The 17,289-nt window shown below is 70.7% G+C and carries 13 protein-coding genes and 2 tRNA genes; 5 read left to right on the top strand and 10 right to left on the bottom strand.

What is annotated here, in order from left to right:
• The first annotated feature begins 43 nt into the window (after positions 1-43).
• Entirely contained in the window at positions 44-3,823 is a 3,780-nt protein-coding gene (locus OH804_RS33055; RefSeq protein ID WP_406061565.1) for a S8 family serine peptidase, read from the top strand.
• A 115-nt stretch (positions 3,824-3,938) separates the two neighbouring features.
• On the opposite strand, the gene OH804_RS33050 is transcribed toward OH804_RS33055, so the two are convergent.
• The 6 genes from OH804_RS33050 to OH804_RS33025 form a co-directional block, all read right to left on the bottom strand.
• Positions 3,939-4,015: transfer RNA gene (locus OH804_RS33050), tRNA-Met, on the bottom strand.
• A gap of 136 nt (positions 4,016-4,151) precedes the next feature.
• A tRNA-Met gene (locus OH804_RS33045) sits at positions 4,152-4,225 on the bottom strand.
• 88 nt (positions 4,226-4,313) lie between these two features.
• Positions 4,314-5,252 (bottom strand): hypothetical protein, encoded by a 939-nt coding sequence (locus tag OH804_RS33040; protein WP_406061563.1) that lies wholly within the window; start codon positions 5,250-5,252, stop codon positions 4,314-4,316.
• Positions 5,242-5,751 (bottom strand): SigE family RNA polymerase sigma factor, encoded by a 510-nt coding sequence (locus tag OH804_RS33035; RefSeq protein ID WP_406061561.1) that lies wholly within the window; start codon positions 5,749-5,751, stop codon positions 5,242-5,244. The genes OH804_RS33040 and OH804_RS33035 overlap by 11 nt, the downstream gene beginning before the upstream one ends.
• A gap of 192 nt (positions 5,752-5,943) precedes the next feature.
• Positions 5,944-8,928, bottom strand: coding sequence for a UPF0182 family protein (locus OH804_RS33030; protein ID WP_406061559.1), 2,985 nt, complete (start codon positions 8,926-8,928; stop codon positions 5,944-5,946).
• Positions 8,929-9,024: 96 nt separating this feature from the next.
• Positions 9,025-10,038, bottom strand: a complete 1,014-nt coding sequence (locus OH804_RS33025) for a PDZ domain-containing protein (RefSeq protein WP_196919622.1) — start codon at positions 10,036-10,038, stop codon at positions 9,025-9,027.
• 115 nt (positions 10,039-10,153) lie between these two features.
• Between OH804_RS33025 and OH804_RS33020 the strand changes: the two genes are divergently transcribed.
• The gene (locus OH804_RS33020) at positions 10,154-11,443 is read left to right on the top strand and encodes a zinc-dependent metalloprotease (RefSeq protein ID WP_196919623.1); all 1,290 of its coding nucleotides are present in this window, start codon (positions 10,154-10,156) and stop codon (positions 11,441-11,443) included.
• A gap of 120 nt (positions 11,444-11,563) precedes the next feature.
• Here the strand turns inward: OH804_RS33020 and OH804_RS33015 are convergent, their stop codons facing one another.
• A complete protein-coding gene (locus tag OH804_RS33015; RefSeq protein ID WP_196919624.1) occupies positions 11,564-12,172 on the bottom strand; it encodes a hypothetical protein in 609 nt (202 codons plus the stop codon).
• Between the two features lie 175 nt (positions 12,173-12,347).
• Positions 12,348-12,878 carry a M48 family metallopeptidase gene (locus OH804_RS33010; protein ID WP_196919625.1) on the bottom strand — a complete coding sequence of 177 codons (531 nt, stop codon included), beginning with the start codon at positions 12,876-12,878 and terminating at the stop codon, positions 12,348-12,350.
• 513 nt (positions 12,879-13,391) lie between these two features.
• Between OH804_RS33010 and OH804_RS33005 the strand changes: the two genes are divergently transcribed.
• The 3 genes from OH804_RS33005 (at position 13,392) to OH804_RS32995 (ending at position 16,240) form a co-directional block, all read left to right on the top strand.
• A complete protein-coding gene (locus tag OH804_RS33005) occupies positions 13,392-13,562 on the top strand; it encodes a DUF5679 domain-containing protein (RefSeq protein ID WP_167457767.1) in 171 nt (56 codons plus the stop codon).
• A gap of 222 nt (positions 13,563-13,784) precedes the next feature.
• Complete coding sequence (locus tag OH804_RS33000; RefSeq protein ID WP_406061555.1) at positions 13,785-14,897, top strand: TOMM precursor leader peptide-binding protein; 1,113 nt, start codon at positions 13,785-13,787, stop codon at positions 14,895-14,897.
• Entirely contained in the window at positions 14,894-16,240 is a 1,347-nt protein-coding gene (locus OH804_RS32995) for an AarF/ABC1/UbiB kinase family protein (protein ID WP_196919627.1), read from the top strand. Before OH804_RS33000 ends, OH804_RS32995 begins: the two co-directional genes overlap by 4 nt.
• A 336-nt stretch (positions 16,241-16,576) precedes the next feature.
• Here OH804_RS32995 and OH804_RS32990 read toward each other — a convergent pair whose 3' ends face one another.
• Both OH804_RS32990 and OH804_RS32985 read right to left on the bottom strand, forming a co-directional pair.
• Positions 16,577-16,942: a WhiB family transcriptional regulator gene (locus OH804_RS32990; RefSeq protein ID WP_124771441.1), complete on the bottom strand. Its 366-nt coding sequence runs from the start codon at positions 16,940-16,942 to the stop codon at positions 16,577-16,579.
• Between the two features lie 130 nt (positions 16,943-17,072).
• The gene (locus tag OH804_RS32985; protein ID WP_181518366.1) at positions 17,073-17,288 is read right to left on the bottom strand and encodes a hypothetical protein; all 216 of its coding nucleotides are present in this window, start codon (positions 17,286-17,288) and stop codon (positions 17,073-17,075) included.
• Between the last annotated feature and the right edge of the window lies 1 nt (position 17,289).

Raw genomic sequence — 17,289 nt, 5'->3', positions numbered from 1 at the left:
GATGATCTTTACATGAATCTCTTGAGGTGATCGGATTCGCCTCATGGTCAACTCTGTAGACAGTGCGCGGATCTCTCACACCCGAAGATCCGCGGCGGCAGCGGTCGGCGTCACAGTCGTCGCCGCGCTCCTCACCCCCACTGCGGCGCACGGCGCCCCACCTCCCACACCGCCGCCGACAAGACCCGCTCCAAGTGGCAACGCGGACCGCACGCCCGTCACTGTCACGCTGATCACCGGCGACCGGGTGACGGTGACCCCCGGCGTCCACGGCGCGACCCCCTCGGTGGACGTCAAACGCGCGCCGGGTGCCACCGGCTCCGTGCGCATCTCCACCGAGGGCGGGGACACCTATGTGTACCCGGACGAGGCGCTGCCGTACCTCGCCACCGGTCGACTCGACAAGCAGCTGTTCGACGTCACCCAGCTCATCGCCCAGGGCTACGACGACGCGCGGACCGCCGAACTCCCCCTGATCGTCACCCGCACGACGGGTGTGGCGAAGCTCCGGACCGGCACCACGCTGCCGGGCGCGCAGACCACGCTGGAGCTTCCCTCCGTCCGTGGCGAGGCGATCCGCACCCGCCGATCGCAGGCCTCGGACTTCTGGTCGGCCCTCACCAATGGACAGTCGCCGACCGGCCGCAGCGCCGCCACCCCGACGCCCTCCTTCGCGGCCGGCGTCGACAAGGTGTGGCTCGACGGCAAGGCGAAGGCCACCCTGGCCGACACCACCGCCCAGGTCGGCGCGCCCGCGGCGTGGGCCGCAGGTGGCACCGGCAGCGGTGTCCGGGTCGCCGTCCTGGACAGCGGCGTGGACACCACCCACCCGGATCTCGCCGACCAGGTGGTGGCCTCCCGGAGTTTCATCTCCGGCCAGGACGTGATCGACCGGAACGGGCACGGCACCCACACCGCCTCCACCGTCGCCGGCACGGGCGCCGCCTCCGGCGGCAAGGAACGGGGCGTGGCCCCCGACGCCGACCTGGTGATCGGCAAGGTCCTCGACGAGTACGGCAGCGGGTCCATCTCGGGGATCATCGCGGGCATGGAGTGGGCGGCGCGGGCCGAGCACGCCAAAGTGATCAACATGAGCCTCGGCGTGAGCGCGTGGCACACCCAGGACGACCCGCTGAGCCAGGCCGTCAACCAGCTGACCGCCGAGACGGGCGCGCTCTTCGTCGTCGCCGCCGGCAACAGCGGACCAGACCCGTACACCCTCGGTGCGCCGGGCACCGCGGACGCCGCGCTGACCATCGGCGCGGTGGACACCTCCGACCAGCTGGCGGGCTTCTCCAGCGTCGGGCCCCGGATGAACGACGAGGCCCTCAAGCCCGACATGACAGCTCCCGGGGTGGACGTGCTGGCGGCACGCTCGCAGCACATCCCCTGGGGTGAGGGCTACTACTACGCCGACAGTGGCACCTCGATGGCGGCACCGCACGTCGCCGGGGCGGCCGCCCTGCTGGTGCAGAAGCACCCGACCTGGAGTGCGCGGCAGCTCAAGGACGCGCTGATGGGCACCAGCGTCCGCACGCCCGACTACAACGCCTACCAGGCCGGCAGCGGCCGATTGAACGTCGCCGCCGCCTACCACCAGGACCAGGTCATCGCGTCCGGCTCGGTGGACGCCGGGCTCGTCAGGTGGTCGCCGGGCAGCACCCCACAGCCGATCAAGCGGACGATCACCTACACCAACACCACTGACAGCCCGATCACTGTGGAGCTCTCCGTCGACCGCGGCACCTCCCCCGCGCAGACGTTCACGGCGACGACGGACCGCGTCACGGTGCCCGCTCGGGCGAGCGCTACGGCCGAGGTCGTGGTGGCCCCGGCGGGCCTTCCTGCCGGCAGGTACTCCGCCCAGGTCACGGCCCGCTTCGCGGCCGGCGAGGTCCACACGGCCGTCGGGGTCGCCGTCGAGTCCAAGAAGTACGACCTCACCATCCACCTCAAGGACCGCGCCGGTCGACCGATGAGCGGCGAGGTCGAGGTGGTCAACGCCGAGACCGGCTCCGCCTTCATGTGGGTGCCGGCTGGCACGCTCACCGCCCGCCTGGCGCCCGGCTCCTACACCGTCGTCACGGCGGCGGACGTGGAGGGCCTGCACGGCCCCCGCTCCCTCGGGCTCGCGATGCTGACCGCTCCCGAGGTCGACCTCACGACGAACCGGGTAGTGGAACTCGACGCCGCGCGGGCCCGCCAGGTGAAGGTGGCGACACCCCAGCCGACCGCCGTCGTCAACAGCAGAATCGACGTCTACCGCTCCTTCACGTCGAGCGAGCCGACACCCACCGACTGGAACGCCCTGCGCGAGACGTTCTGGCCGGGCGCCGCCTACGACAGCCTGTGGGCCCTGCCGACCACTGACAAGGTGAAGAAGGGCAGCTTCGTCTTCACCACCCGGATCCGCGCCGAGCAGACGCCGATGGCGATCAGCTACCACGGCCGGCACCTCAGCGACCCGCTCGTGCAGCCCGGCTCCCCGCCGCTGCCCGACGGCACCTCGCGCCTGGACGCCGTCTTCGCGGGCGTCGGCGGAACCGCCGACTACGCCGGTCTCTCCGCCCGCGGCAAGGCCGTCGTCGTCCGTGGCAACGACTCGGTGACCCCCGCCGATCAGGCAGCGGCGGCGCACACCGCCGGGGCGGCGATGCTCGTCGTGGTCAACGACGGGGCGGGCCGCAAGAGCGACTGGTACGGCAACCCCGACGCCGTGACGACCGGACCGATCCCGGTGGCCTCGGTGACCATGGACGAGGGCGAGGCGCTGATCCAGAAGATCACCGCTTCGGGCCGCAACCCGCTACGACTGGTAGTGGTCGCCCACCCCAGGGCGAAGTACCTGTACGACCTGGTGGACTACCACCGGGGCGCGGTGCCGAAGGACCCGTCCGCCAAGACCGACCCACGCAACCTCGCCCGGATCGATCTCACCTTCTCCCCGCCCCCGGGCAAGCAGTCCAGTGAGACGCGAATGGACTTCCCGCCGTACGAGTACGCGGCGGCACGGCCGTTCCCGTTCGAGCCGGTCGCGCCGGGGCCACGTACCGACTGGGTCTCGGCGGGTGGCGGCATCAAGTGGATGCAGTACGCCGACGTCGCCGACTGGGCGCGGTCCAACACGGAGGCCATCGCCTACCGGCCGGGAAGCGTCCAGAAGGACCGTTGGTTCGGTCCCATCACCCGGCCACGGCTGCTCAGCACCGAGATCCCGTTCCGTGGTGAGACCGCCATGAGCGCCTACATCCAGGGGTTCGGCGACGCGGGCGCCGCACACAGCGGCGGGGCCAGCATGTCGCAGATCGCCACGTTCTATCAGGGCGACAAGCTGCTGACCCAGTTCGACGGCTGGCCGGAGGTCGGCGCGGGTGACCTGTCGCCGGAGAGACTGCCGTACCGGCTGGTCGTCGAGACCACTGGCAAGCCCGAGTTCAGCCCGTACTCGACCGCCACGCACACCGAGTGGAGCTTCGTCTCCGGCGGCAGCACCGAGGTGCAGGCCATTCCGCTGGTCCAACTGGATTACGGCACGGACGTGGACTTCGCGGGTCGGACGAAGCGCCGAACCGACTTCGCGATCACGCCCGTGGTGGTGGGCAGCACCGCGGCTCGCGACGGCGTGTCGTCGCTCCAGTTGGAGATCTCCTACGACGACGGGGCGACCTGGCAGCGGCAGGACCTGAGGGAAAAGAAGGGCACCTGGCAGGCGTCGCTGAACGCGCCGCAGCGGGCCGACTTCGTGTCGATCCGGGTCACCGCCAGGCAGCGCAACGGTGGCGGCGTCACCCAGACCGTCACCCGGGCCTTCGGCCTGCGGTAGAACCAGCGGGGGCCGGTGCCTGAGCGGCGCCGGCCCCCTCGGGGCCCGCATTGCGCACCGGCACCAAAAAAGTCCGGCCCCCACACTGTGGGGGCCGGACTCATATCACTTTCAGTGGTAGCGGGGACAGGATTTGAACCTGCGACCTCTGGGTTATGAGCCCAGCGAGCTACCGAGCTGCTCCACCCCGCGTCGACTGGTTAAGACTAACCCACCCGTTCCCGGCGATGATCAGCGGGGGTCACCAACCACTGCGACCCGGCAGCCGGAATGTCGAAAGCCCGCCCCCGGCGAACCGGAGACGGGCTTCGAACTGGTGTTTCTCTCGTAGCGGGGACAGGATTTGAACCTGCGACCTCTGGGTTATGAGCCCAGCGAGCTACCGAGCTGCTCCACCCCGCGTCGGTTCGCTAACCGTAGCGCACCGACCCGGGACACCGCAAAGCGACTCCGATACCGCCGACCCGGACAGCTCTGACCTGGACCGTTGTCAGTCGAGCCAGTTCTCGATCGCCGCGACCGCCCGTCGACTGTCCGCATCGACCTGGGACCGAACGGCCGCCGTGTGCTCCCAACCCTGCTCCCAGAGCACCGTCACCACCTCACCGACCCGAACCGCCCGGACCAGCCGAACCTCCTCCGTACCCGGCTCGCCCATCCCGTCCGGCATCGGGGCCCGCATCTCGAACAGCACCGACTCATCCCCGTACACCCCCGAGGTCAGCAGCCGCTGTCGCCACGTCCTGCTGTCGTCGGGCAGCTTCTGGTCGGGGCAACCGCGCACGGCCTGCCGCAGCTCCCGCAACGCGTCGTCGGCGCGGCCCGCCCGGTAGATGGTGATGGTGTGCCGGTAGCTGCCATCCGGCACGTGCCCCGTCGGCGTCTCCGGCAACTTGTAGGCCAGGTAGCGACCACGGCGCTGGACCATTGCCGAGTCGCTGGACAGGCGCGTCCCGCACAGCGTCGGCAGCGCCAGACCCTCCCCCGAGGATTCCAGTCCGGTCCGGTTCGGAGCCGCCAGCACGAAGAAGGCGCGGTCCGGGATCGAGGTGGGCGGCCGGGGTGCCGCCGGGCCGGTGGCTGGCTGCGACGGCGTACCGCTCGGGGTGGTTCGTGACGGCGGCGGCGACGAGGGTGTCGACACCGGGGTCGGCGTGGGTGACGGCCGGGAGGTCGCTGTCGCCCCGGTCGGCAGCGGGCCGGGGGTGTCGGCGGGCGGCGGCAGCGGTGCGGAGCCGTCCGCCGGGTACGCCAGTCGGCCACCGACGGCCACCCCGCCCACGAGCAGCGCCACCGCGAGCGTCGAGCCGGCCATCCGGGCTCGGGCCCGCCGGTCGGCCAACCGCCGAAGCGACTCGGGATTCGTCAACTCATGCCCGTCCGCGACGGCGCCGAGCGACCGGTACAGGTCAGAGAGTTCAACTGACATCGTTCGCCTCCAACTCCACGGCGCAGAGGTCGGGCAGCAGCGCGGCCAGCCGGGACCGGCCTCGGGACAGCCAGGACTTCACGGTGCCGACCGGTGCGTCGGTCTCCCGGGCGATCTCCTCGACGGACATGTCGAAGAGGTAGTGCAGGGCCAGCGCCTGCCGGTGCGTGGCGGGCAACTGCCGGAGCGCTCCGACCAGGAGCACCCCGTCCTCACTGGGCGGGGGTGCGACCGCCGGCGGTCCGCTACGACTCAGCACCACCCGCCAACGGTGCAGACGCCGCCAGCGGTCGGTCGCCAGCCGGGCCACCACGAGCCGCAGCCACGCCTCGGGCGCCGGATGCGACGACAGTCGCCCCCACTGCCGCCAGGCCCGGGTGTACGCCTCCTGCACCAGGTCCTGCGCCTCACTGTGGTCGCCAGCGACCGCATAGCCGTACCGCAGCGTCCGCCGGGCTGTGCTGCGGTAGAAGTCATCGAAGCTCTGCGCGTCCCGCACGACTGTTTCCCCCTCGTCCCCACCCCGTTGCTTTGAGGACGGCGGACCGGCGTCGCAGGTTGCGGAGGTGGAGGGTGCTGTCGGTGACGTGACAGATACGCACAGATCAGGACAACGGCCGAGCCCCCGCCGTTCGGACCTGATGCGGTCCGCGCGACGGGGGCTCGGGGAGGAACTGCGTGCGGTGGCGGGTCAGCCTCCGGCACTCGGGCTGGCACCCGGCCCACCGGCGGCCTGCTGCGCCTGCTGGAACGCGGTGAGCGCCTCGTCGAGGGCCTTCAGCGCCCGCCCGTACCGCTCGAAGTCGCCGGACGTCTGCGCGGCCCGGACCTCGGTGATCGCGGTCTGCACCCGGTCCGCGGCGGCGGCCAGGTCACCGGCCGGCGGTGGCGTGCCGGGGCTCGGGGTCGCCGTCGGCGCTGGCGTCGCCGTGCCCGAAGGCGTCGGCGTGGGCGTCGTCGGGTTGCCCCCGGTCGTCGGCGGCGGCGACGTGCCCTGCCCGGCCTTCTTGCCCTGCTCGACCAACTGCTTGATGCCGTCGTTGATGTTGTCGGCCAGCGCCACGAAGGAGCCGCCGTCACCGTACGAGAGCAGCACCTTCTGCAACAGCGGGTACGCGTCCTGCTGGTTGCTCTTCACGTAGACCGGCTCCACGTAGAGCATGCCGTCGGCAAAGGGCAACGAGAGCAGGTTGCCGTACTGGACCTGCGCCTGGTTGCTGGAGAGCAGGTTCAGCTGCTGCCGGATGTTCGCGTTGTTGGTCATCTGCTGGTGCACCTGCACCGGGCCGGAGATCCGGGTCTGATCCGGCAACTCCAGCACCTCCAGCCGGGGCTTCCCCTCGACGTACGACCCCGAGATCAGCGCGGCGAGGTTCTGCCGGCCGTTCGGGGTGACCGCCGAGGTGAGCTGGAACCGGGGGCTCTCCTGCCCTGGGAACTGGGTGAACAGGTAGTACGGAGGCTGCTTCTGGCCGCTGTCCGGCGCGTCCGGCACGTTCGGCACCTGCCAGAAGTCCTGCGCGGAGTAGAAGTCGCCCGGGTTGGTCACGTGGAACTTGGTGAGCAGGTTGCGCTGCACCTTGAACATGTCCGCCGGGTAGCGCAGGTGCTCGGTCAGCTCGACCGGGATCTCCGCCTTCGGCAGCACCAGGTCACCGCCGAACGCCTTGTTCCACGCCTTGAGCACCGGGTCGGTGTCGTCGTACTCGTAGAGCTTCACAGTGCCGTCGTACGCGTCGACTGTGGCCTTCACCGAGTTCCGCATGTAGTTGACGTCTTCCCGGGCCAGCTGGAACGTGCCCCGGTTGGTCAACTCGTCGGTGGTCTCGGTCTGCAGATTGACCTTCTCGGCGTACGGGTAGGAGGCCGCCGTGGTGTAGCCGTCCACGATCCACTGCACCCGACCGTCGACCACCGCCGGGTACGGGTCGCCGTCCAGGGTGAGGAACGGCGCGACCTTCTCCACCCGATCGCGCGGGTTACGCACGTAGAGCAGCTTCGAGTCCTTGTTGACCGCCTCGGAGAGTAGGAAGTTCGACTCCTGCTCCTTGATGGCGTACAGCAGTCGCCGGGTGAAGGAGCCGATCTCCACGCCGCCCTCACCGGTGTAGGTGTAGGACTCGCCGCCGCCCTCACCGACCGGCCTGTCGAACTCGGCCTTCTTGTTCGGGTCGGACTGCCCGACGATGGCGTAGTCGTCCGCGGCCATCCGCTCGCCGTAGTAGATACGCGGCTGCTTGGCCGGGATCTGCTCAGTCTGCGAGGAGCACGCCTCCTGGGTCTTCTCACCGAGGAAGCCGGAGACGAAGAACGGCTGACCGCCGCAGACCACCTGGTTGGCCGGGGCGGCCACCAGCCCGTACCCGTGGGTGTAGACGGTGTGCCGGTTGATCCAGGTGTTCTGCTGGTCGGTCAACTCGCCGTAGTTGATCTCCCGGACGCCGACCACGTAGTCGGAGACCTTGCCGTTCACCCCGTACCTGTCGATGTCCAGCTTCGGGCCGAAGTCGTAGAAGCCACGCACCTGCTGGAGCTGCGTGTACGTCTCGCTGACCAGCTGCGGGTCGAGCAGCCGCACGTTCGACACCACCGAGGTGTCGGTGGCCAAATTCCCCGGTGGGGTGAGGTTGTTCGCCGAGTACGGGGTCGTCTCGGTGGCCCCCAACCCGAACGCCGCCCGCGTCGCGTCGATGCTGCGCTGGATGTACGGCGCTTCCTTGTCCTTGGCGCTCGGCTTGACCTCGAAGGTCTGCACCGCCCAGGGGTAGATGCCGCCGATGGCCACCGCGGACACGCCGAGCAGCGCCAGCGAGATCCCCGGCCAGACCAGGTTCCGCATCCAGGCGTTGGAGAACACGAGGATCGCGATCGCCACCACGATCGAGATGTAGGCGAGAATCTCCTTCGCCGGCAGCAGCGCGTTGACGTCGGCGTAGCCGGCACCGTACAACTTGGCGCCCTCGTTGTACTCCAGCAGCATGGCCCGCCGGTCCAACACGTACGCGATGGCCTTCAACAGCACGAAGACCGCGACCAGGGTGCTCAGGTGCGCGCGGGCCCCGTTGCTCATCCGGTCGCCGACGCCCTGGAGGCGGACCCCGCCGAAGAGGTAGTGCACCGCCAGCGCGCCGATCACGGCCAGCACCACAGCGGTGAAGGCCACCCCGAGCAGGTAGCGCCAGAACGGCAACTGGAAGACGTAGAAGCCGATGTCGACCCCGAACTCCGGGTCCTTGATGCCGAAGTCACCGCCGTTGCGGAAGAGCAGCCACTGGTTCCACCGGTTCTGCGCGGAGAGACCGGCGAAGAGCCCGACCACCGCGGCGGTCAGCGAGATCCAGGTGCCGAGACGCGGGCTGAGCACCATCCGGTAGCGCTCCAGGGTCGCCTGCTCCACCGAGTGCGGGCGCAGGCGCGGGCGCAACCGGTAGGCCAGCCACAGGTTGCCACCGACTATCACCGCCATGCCGAGGCCGACGGCGAGGAAGAGCATCAACCGGGTCAGCAGGACACCGGTGAAGACCTCGGTATAGCGGACCTCGTCGAACCAGAGCCAGTCGGTCCACGCCTGGACACCCCAGCCGAGCAGGGTGAAGAGCACGAACACCCCGACCAGGACAGCGATGGTGACGCGCCCGCGCCGGCTCATCCTCGGGAGGGGGCTGCTGCTACGCATGACCACTGTTGGCTCCGCACGCTCGATATGATCGGCTCCGACCAGGCACCCAGAGTACGGGGTGTTCCTGAGCGTGGCGGGGCACGGTCACACCGGTCAGCAACGCGTCGGTTGACCGCCCGCGCGCAACGTCTCCAGCGCGGTCATCGCCTCGTCCAACGAGCCGACCCGCAACAGCGGCAGATCCGGCTGCGGGTTGCGGACCGCCTCCGCGCAGTTGTCCGCCGGTACCAGGAAGACCTTCGCCCCGGCGCGCTTGGCGCCGACCAGCTTCTGGGCGATCCCGCCGATCGGGCCGACGGCACCCTCGTCGTCGATGGTGCCGGTGCCGGCGATGATCTGGCCGCCGGTCAGGTCGGCCGGGGTCAGCTTGTCCACGATCCCCAGGGCGAACATCAGACCGGCGCTCGGCCCACCGATGTCCCCCAGATCGATGCCGAGCGTGAACGGGTGCGGCTGCTGCTGATCGATCTCGACACCGATCCGCGGCCGGCCGTCCTGCTCCTGGCTGGTCACCGTCGCGGTGGCCGGCGCGCCGTCCCTGGTGTAGCCGATGGTCAACGCCGTGCCCGCCGGCTTGGCCCGGACCAGCTCGGTGACCTTCGCGGCCACCGGCACCGGCTGACCGTCGACCGAGGTGATCACATCGCCGGCCTTCAGCGCACCGGCCGCCGGGCCGTCCCCGGCCACCGTCTTGATCACCACCTGCACCGGAAAGCCCAACTCCCGCAGCGCGGCGGTCTCCGCGCTGGTCTGCGACGCCTTGAAGTCCTCGGCGTTGCGCTGCTCGACCTGCTCCGTCGACTCCCCCGGCGGGTAGACCAGCTCACGCGGCACCACCGCCTCGTCGTCGGAGAACCAGCCCGCGATCGCCCCCCGCAACCGCACAGTGGGCTGCACCCCCACCGTGGTCAGCCGCAACTGGCCGGCCGAGGTGGAGGTCTCCCGACCGGAGACCTGGATGACCTCCTTACCGTCGGTCGTACCGAGGGTGTTGACCGTCGGCCCCGGGCCCAGCACCACGTACGGAATCGGCACCCGGAGCACCCCGATGCTCAGCAGGGCGGTGAACAGGGCACCGAGCAGGACCGTCAGGCCACGACGTCTCATGCCGCAGAGCGTACCGACCGGTCGCGGGTCACCTGCCGGATGCGCCGCGCGACTTCGCCCTCAGCGCAACGCCAGCGGCGGCTACCTGGGGCGCGGTCCGCGTACCGTAGATGTCGTGCCTGATATTCCGTTCGGTTTCGCGCTCCCGGGTGGGCAGCCACCAGACCCCAACGATCCCGCGCAGATGCAGCAGTTCATGTCGCAGTTGCAGCACCTGCTCTCCGCGCCGGGCAGCGGTCCGGTCAACTGGGACCTGGCCCGGCAGGTAGCAGCCAGCCAGCTCGCGGCCGCCGGTGACCCGGCGGTGTCGATGTACGAACGCAACGCGGTCGAGGAGGCGCTCCGCCTCGCCGACCTGTGGTTGGAGCCCGCCTCGGCGTGGCCCACCGGCATCCAGAACCCGGTTGCGTGGAACCGCAACGAGTGGATCTTCAAGACGCTGGACGTGTGGCGCAAGCTGTGCGACCCGGTCGCCAGCCGGATGGTCGGCGCGATGGGCGACCTGGTGCCACCGGAGGCGCGCGCCCAGCTCGGCCCGATGCAGTCGATGGTGGCCTCCCTCGGTGGCGCGCTCTTCGGCGGTCAGCTGGGCCAGGCCCTCGGTTCGCTCGCCGCGGAGGTGCTCTCCGCCGGCGACATCGGGCTGCCGCTCGGCCCGGCCGGCACGGCCGCGCTGATCCCGGCCAACATCCGGGCGTACGGCGAGGGCCTGGAACTGCCCGAGGACGAGGTCCGCCTCTACGTGGCGCTGCGCGAGGCCGCCCACCAGCGGCTGTTCCAACACGTCCCGTGGCTGCGGGGGCATGTGCTCAGCGCGGTCGAGATGTACGCCTCGGGCATCCGGGTCAACCGGGAGGCGATCGAGGAGGCGATGGGCCGGGTCGACCCGACCGACCCCGAGTCGATGCAGGCGATCGCCCTGGAGGGCATCTTCACCCCGGAGGACACCCCGGCGCAGAAGGCGTCGCTGGCCCGCCTGGAGACCGCACTCGCCCTGGTCGAGGGCTGGGTGTGCCACGTGGTGGACAGCGCCGCCAGCGACCGGCTGCCCAACGTCGTCCGGTTGGGCGAGGCGTTCCGCCGTCGCCGGGCCGCCGGTGGCCCCGCCGAGCAGACCTTCGCCGCGCTGGTCGGTCTGGAACTGCGCCCCCGCCGGCTGCGCGAGGCCGCGGCGCTCTGGGCCGCGCTCACCCAGCACCGTGGCATCGAGGGGCGCGACGCCGTCTGGGGCCACCCGGATCTGCTCCCATCGGACGACGACTTCGCCGACCCGGTCGCCTTCGCGATGAACGACATGGACCTCAGCGAGCTGGACAGCTTCGACTTCACCGCCCCCGGCGGGGTGGAGGAGAAGGCCCCCGGTCAGCCGGATGAGACCGACGGCGAGGACGACGCCAAGTCCTGACGTCCGCGCAACGACGACCCGCGCCCGGGTGCCCGCATGATCGACAGCGGGCACCCGGGCGTGCCGTCGGCGGGGCTGGCGGGCGGTGGTGCGGGTCCTGCGGGCAGGCAGGGTGGCGGTTCAGGCGGGTCGGCCCGACCCGGAGAGAAGGGCGCGGGTCGCTTCCCAACCCTCGAAGGCCGGGTCCAGCGTGGCCAGGTCAGCCGGCCCGCGCAGTCGTCGCCAGCCCGCCGTGACCGCCACGTCACCCGGGCGCGGGGCGTTGGCGCGCGCCGCAGCCGGCGTAGCGGTGTCCAGTTCCAGTGTCGGTAGCCAGTCCGGCGCGGGCAGTCGTACCGCGACTCCGAGCAGACCCGGACCGCCGCCCTCGACCGGGGCCACCGCGACCGGTCGGGTGGTGAGTGGGCGGAGCAGCTTGCCGACGGTCAGTGCGGGCAGGTCAGGCACGTCACTGACCAGCACCGCCGCCTGGTCGTACCCCTCCAGCGCGGCGAACACGGCGTTCGGCGTCGGCTCGGCCACCTCGTACACCGCAGTGCCGGGCCACACCAGCGCATCGGCCAGCGCTCGGTCGGCCGGGGTCACCGCGACAGCGACCTCCACCTCGTTGAGCGTGGCGAGCAGGTCGATGACGTCTTCCGCGAGAGCCGCTCGCCACTCCGCCAGGTCGACGCCGGGCGGCGACCAGTGCACCGGCCCGAGCAACGCCACCACCACCCGTCGCGCCATCCCCCGACCCTAGCGCCCCACCCCGTACGGCCACCCCACCCGACCCGCTCCGGAGCGCCCCGGCGCGGCTCAAAGCATGATCGACTCGACTTCCTTGAAGTCGCGGTGTCCCGGCGACCTGGATAGCGCGGTTTTCAGGAAGGCGAGTGGATCTAGGCCGATCAGAGGGTGTGGATCAGGTGGGGAGCGGGGCGCAGGAGGCGGCGGCTACTCCTTCGAGGTAGCCGCGGGCGCGTTCCGCCTTGGGGTAGCGACCGACCAACGCCCAGAACCGGGCGTTGTGGCTGGGCACGATGAGGTGCGCCAGCTCGTGGAGCAACACGTAGTCGATCACCCATTCGGGCATCTCCTGGACGCGGTGCGAGATTCGGATGCTGCGGTCCGCCGGCGTGCAGGAACCCCATCGGCCGTTCTGGTTGGTGACCCATCGGACGCTGGCCGGCACCGCCTTCGTGGCGTACCCGGGGAGGTAGAGGTCGATGAGCCGGTTGGCGCGGGCCAGCAGCTCGGCGTCGGAGCGGGCGAGGCGGCCCTCCCGGGCGGCGAGCCGGGCGAGCATCCGGTCGACCCACTCGCTCTCCTCGGCGCGGGAGAACTGGTCGGGGATGAGGACGACCACTCGCTCACCGTCACGGTACGCGGACACCGTGCGTCGTCGGCGCTGGCTGCGCCGCACCTCGACGACCGGCTTACGCGTCCCCGCCATCACTGGCCCGCGCAGCCTCGACTACGTGTCACGAAGGAAAGCTAATGCGTACTGACCAGGGGTCCGCAAGAGTCAACCGCACGACACGCGCCCAGAAAATGGTGATTGGTCGCCAGGCGTCCCGAAAATTTCTTGACCGCAGCGCCATCGCGCCATCTCGTCACCCTTCGTGAACGCTGATGGCGCCGGTACGCGGCACGTCCCCACCGTAGGTGATCACCGTCCGAATGCCCCTGCGGGGGCCACTCGCACGGGTGGCTGTCAAGGTTTGGTCGGCGTGTCCCCGCCAAACTGACTTATCCGACCTATTTCGCCATGCACACTCTCGACGTCGACTTGCTCACAGTGTCGATGCACAGCTGACATGGAACTGCCCAGACCTGGGTAGGGTCCGCGGACCAGCGGTCACGAAGGTGGCCGCGGAGTGAGACCCAGCGCCGGCGCCCCGTGTGGCCCGCCGCCGGGCACCCCGCCGGGACGGCATTGACCGGCGGACGAGACGAGGAGGGCACCGTGGCCGACCAGGCCCAGACGACCTACAACGGTTACTGCGTGAAGTGCAAGGAGAAGCGGGACTTCGAGGGGCACGTCGAGGTCTCGAAGACCGGAATGAACATGGCCAAGGGCAAGTGTCCGGTATGCGGCACAACAGTGAACCGCATCCTGGGCAAGGCCAAGGTCTGACCCGAGCGGGTGAACGGGGGTGGGGTGGCCGGTGGCCACCCCACCCCCGTTGCCGATCGGGAGTTCGGTGCCACCGGCGTCGGTAGCCCTGTCGGGTGACCGACAACAGGCGCAGCGGGCTGTGGAAAACCCGTCAAAGCCTGTGGATAGCGCTGGACAGCGGCCTGACCGCCTGTGGACAACGATCGACCGAACGCGAAGATGCGGTCACGATTCGTGACCATGAGCCGCAGCGTACTGCCCCGTCCCACCCTGCTACCCGGCCTCAACCGGCTCTGGCGGGACCGGCACACCCTCCAGCTCGGCGTCGGCCCCGGGCCGGCCGTCCTGGTGGAACTGGCCAACCCCCGCGCCGCCCACCTGCTCGACCTGCTGGACGGCACCCGCAGCGAGCGCACAGTGCTGGCCCAGGCGGCGGCCGCCCGGGTCAGCGCCGACGACGCGCGTACCCTGCTCGACACCCTGCGGGCCGCCGGCCTGTTGGTGCCCGCGCACAGCCTGCTCCCCCGCGACCTGACCGGCCCGGTCCGTGCCCGGCTCGCGGCCGAGGCCGGCGCGCTGGCCCTGGCCGCCGCCCGACTACCCGGCACCCCCGCGCAGGTCCTGCGTCGGCGGCGCGCGGCCCGGGTCCTGCTCACCGGCGCCGGAGGGCTCGGCGGTCCGCTGACGGTCGCGCTGGCCCAGTCCGGCGTGGGGCAGGTGATTCCGCAGCTCACCGGCTCGGTACGCCCCGTCGACCTGATCGGTACGGGCATCCCCGCCGCCGAACTGGGTCGTCCGCTGTCACCGGCGGTACGGGCCGCGGTCGACCGCGTCGCACCGGGCACCGGCACCCACCCGAGCCGCGCCGGCCGGATCGACCTGGTGATCCAGCTCGGCACGGACCGGCCTCCCGCGCTGCTCGCCGCCGGTCTCGCCCAGCGTCGGCAGCCGCACCTGCTGGTCACGCTCCGCGAAGGCGTACCGGTGATCGGGCCGCTGGTTCGCCCACCCGCAGGGCCCTGCCTGCACTGCGTCGAGCTGCACCGGGCCGATCGCGACCCGGACTGGCCACGGCTCGCCGCTCAACTCGCCGCCGCCGACCCGGTGGCCACCGGAACGACCGGCACGCTGCTCGTCGCCTGCGGGTACGCGTTGGCCGAGGCACTGACGCAGCTGGACGGAGGTCAGCCGGAGACGCTGGGTGGTGCCATGGAGATCACCGGCACCGGTCGTTTCCGTCGTCGGGGTTGGCCGCCACACCCGGCGTGTGGGTGCTCACGAGGCCGAGTGTCCGCACCAGCCCGGCCGCAGAGCAGCAGCGGGGCCCTCCGGTCGGTAACAATGACCGTGTGACCGACATCCCGCGCCGCGCCGTGTCCCGCACCGCCAAGCTCGCCGCCCTGCCGCTCGGCTTCGCCGGCCGGACCGTTCTCGGGATGGGAAAGCGCGTCACCGGGCTCGCCTCCGACGTGATCTCCGCGGAGATTCAGCAGCGCACCGCCGAGCAGCTGTTCAGCGTGTTGGGCCAGCTCAAGGGCGGGGCGATGAAGTTCGGCCAGGCGCTGTCGGTCTTCGAGGCGGCTTTGCCGGAGGAGATCGCCGCGCCCTACCGGCAGGCGCTGACGAAGCTGCAGGAGGCTGCGCCGCCGCTGCCGGCCGCCAGCGTGCACAAGGTGCTGGCCGAGCAACTCGGGCCCGACTGGCGGGACCTGTTCGTCGAGTTCAACGACGTCCCGGCCGCCGCCGCCAGCATCGGCCAGGTGCACCGGGCGCGCTGGCGCGAGCCCGGGTACGACGAGTCGGGCGCACCGCACAGCCGGGACGTGGCGGTCAAGATCCAGTATCCGGGGGCTGGCGACGCCCTGCTCGCCGACCTCAAGCAGCTGTCCCGACTGGGCGGGATGTTCCGGGCCATCCAGCCCGGCCTGGACGTCAAGCCGCTCCTGGCCGAGCTGCGCGAACGGATCACCGAGGAGTTGGACTACGAGTTGGAGGCCGAGTCGCAGCGCACCTTCGCCGCCGCGTACGCCGACGACCCGGAGATCTTCATCCCGGAAGTGGTAAACGCCTCGCCCCGGGTGCTGGTCACCGAGTGGGTGACGGGCACCCCGCTGGCCGACATCATCCGCGAGGGCACCGAGGAGGAGCGGGACGAGGCGGGCCGGTTGATGGCCACCCTGCATCTCTCCGCGCCGCAGCGGGCCGGGCTGCTGCATGCCGACCCGCACCCGGGAAACTTCCGGCTGCTGCCCGACGGCCGGCTCGGGGTGATCGACTTCGGTGCGGTGGCCCGGATGCCGGAGGGCACGCCGGAGCCGATCGGTCGTATCGCCGCGATGGCCCTGCGCGGCGACGCCGACGAGGTCGTGGCGGGGCTGCGGTCGGAGGGGTTCATCGGCTCGGCCGAGGAGATCGACGCCGAGGGCGTGCTCGACTTCATCCGCCCCATGTTGGAGCCCATCGCGGCGGACGGCTTCCGGTTCACCCGAGCCTGGCTACGCGCCGAGGCGGGGCGACTGGCCAGCCCCCGCTCCCCCACGTACCAGCTGAGCAAGCGGCTCAACCTGCCCCCGTCGTACCTGTTGATCCACCGGGTGACGCTCGGGTCGATCGGGGTGCTCTGCCAGTTGGAGGCGAAGGCCCCCTACCGGAGCATCCTGGAGCGCTGGCTGCCCGGCTTCGCCCCGGTCGCCTGACAAGGTCGATACCGTCTGACAACGTCGAGGTCAGGTCGCCTCATGACGTGACGAAGGGCGGGTGCCGGTCGGCACCCGCCCTTCTGCGTGGGGTGGTACTAGAGAACGCCCAGGTCGCGAGCCGCCTGGTTGCGGCCGGTCATGGCGACGGTACGGGCGGATCGGGTTGCCTCAGTGCTCGTGGTGGTACGACCGGCCTGAGGCCGGCGCATTCGAGCCCTGGTCAACGCTTCGTGGAGTAGTTGCATCTCGAAGGCTCCACTCGGAACGTTCAACATCGTTTTCTCGCTCACTGCCGGTGTGACACCGGCGTAGTTGGGACGGGTCGGGAACATGTCAGGCTGCCAGCCGGACCGCGCCACGCGCCTCGGACAGCCCACTGGCCGCCAGGCGCGCCTCGGCCTCGACCCGAAGCTCGGCGTCACGGGCGACGTCCTCCTTACGCGGACGGCCACGGGGCCGCTTACGCGGGACAACCGCGCCACGCTCGAAGATCTCGCCGCCCCAGACGCCCCACGGCTCCGCTCGCTCAACGGCTCCGGCCAGGCACTCGACACGCAGCGGGCAGTCCCCGCAGAGTGACTTGGCCAGCTCGAGCTCCGTGGGCGAGTCGGAGAACCACAGGTCGGGGTCGAACTTCCGGCAGGGCAGGTTCGCCTCCATCTCGACGCTCATGTCGAGGGGGGCCAACGCCAGACTCATCTCCCGGTCACCTCTCTCTCACTTCGATCTCGTGGATCGCATTCCGACGTACTTACGGCGGGCAAAAAACTGAGGCCGCGGATCCCGGTAAGCGGGTTCCGCGGCCTCGAGGTGAGCCGGAGTCTGATGGTCAGACCGGTTTACCTCGAGGTGGAACGCCGCGGACATCCATGCGCTTCTTGGCGACCTGGATGCCATTGCCCGTGAAGCCACTGGTCCCCTCGACTCCAGCGGGCGCGACGGTCAGGATCAGCTCGGCCTGAACCTGGTGCACCTGTGGAACCGACGGTCGTGCAGCCGCAAGGGCCACCCGGACAGCCGACAGCGGAGCGCAGACAGACGGCATC

This window comes from Micromonospora sp. NBC_00860 (assembly GCF_045207375.1).
GTDB classification, from domain to species: Bacteria; Actinomycetota; Actinomycetes; order Mycobacteriales; family Micromonosporaceae; genus Micromonospora; species Micromonospora vinacea.
The sequence above is the reverse complement of the archived record's forward strand: the minus strand, read 5'-3'. Positions and strand labels throughout refer to the sequence as shown.

Bases quoted from the DNA above. Each gene is read 5' to 3' on its own strand.
- OH804_RS33055 (WP_406061565.1), top strand. From the start codon at position 44: ATGGTCAACTCTGTAGACAGTGCGCGGATCTCTCACACCCGAAGATCC.
- OH804_RS33040 (WP_406061563.1), bottom strand. From the start codon at position 5,252: ATGTCAGTTGAACTCTCTGACCTGTACCGGTCGCTCGGCGCCGTCGCG.
- OH804_RS33030 (WP_406061559.1), bottom strand. From the start codon at position 8,928: ATGCGTAGCAGCAGCCCCCTCCCGAGGATGAGCCGGCGCGGGCGCGTC.
- OH804_RS33025 (WP_196919622.1), bottom strand. From the start codon at position 10,038: ATGAGACGTCGTGGCCTGACGGTCCTGCTCGGTGCCCTGTTCACCGCC.
- OH804_RS33015 (WP_196919624.1), bottom strand. From the start codon at position 12,172: ATGGCGCGACGGGTGGTGGTGGCGTTGCTCGGGCCGGTGCACTGGTCG.
- OH804_RS33010 (WP_196919625.1), bottom strand. From the start codon at position 12,878: ATGGCGGGGACGCGTAAGCCGGTCGTCGAGGTGCGGCGCAGCCAGCGC.
- OH804_RS33000 (WP_406061555.1), top strand. From the start codon at position 13,785: ATGAGCCGCAGCGTACTGCCCCGTCCCACCCTGCTACCCGGCCTCAAC.
- OH804_RS32990 (WP_124771441.1), bottom strand. From the start codon at position 16,942: ATGAGTCTGGCGTTGGCCCCCCTCGACATGAGCGTCGAGATGGAGGCG.
- OH804_RS32985 (WP_181518366.1), bottom strand. From the start codon at position 17,288: ATGCCGTCTGTCTGCGCTCCGCTGTCGGCTGTCCGGGTGGCCCTTGCG.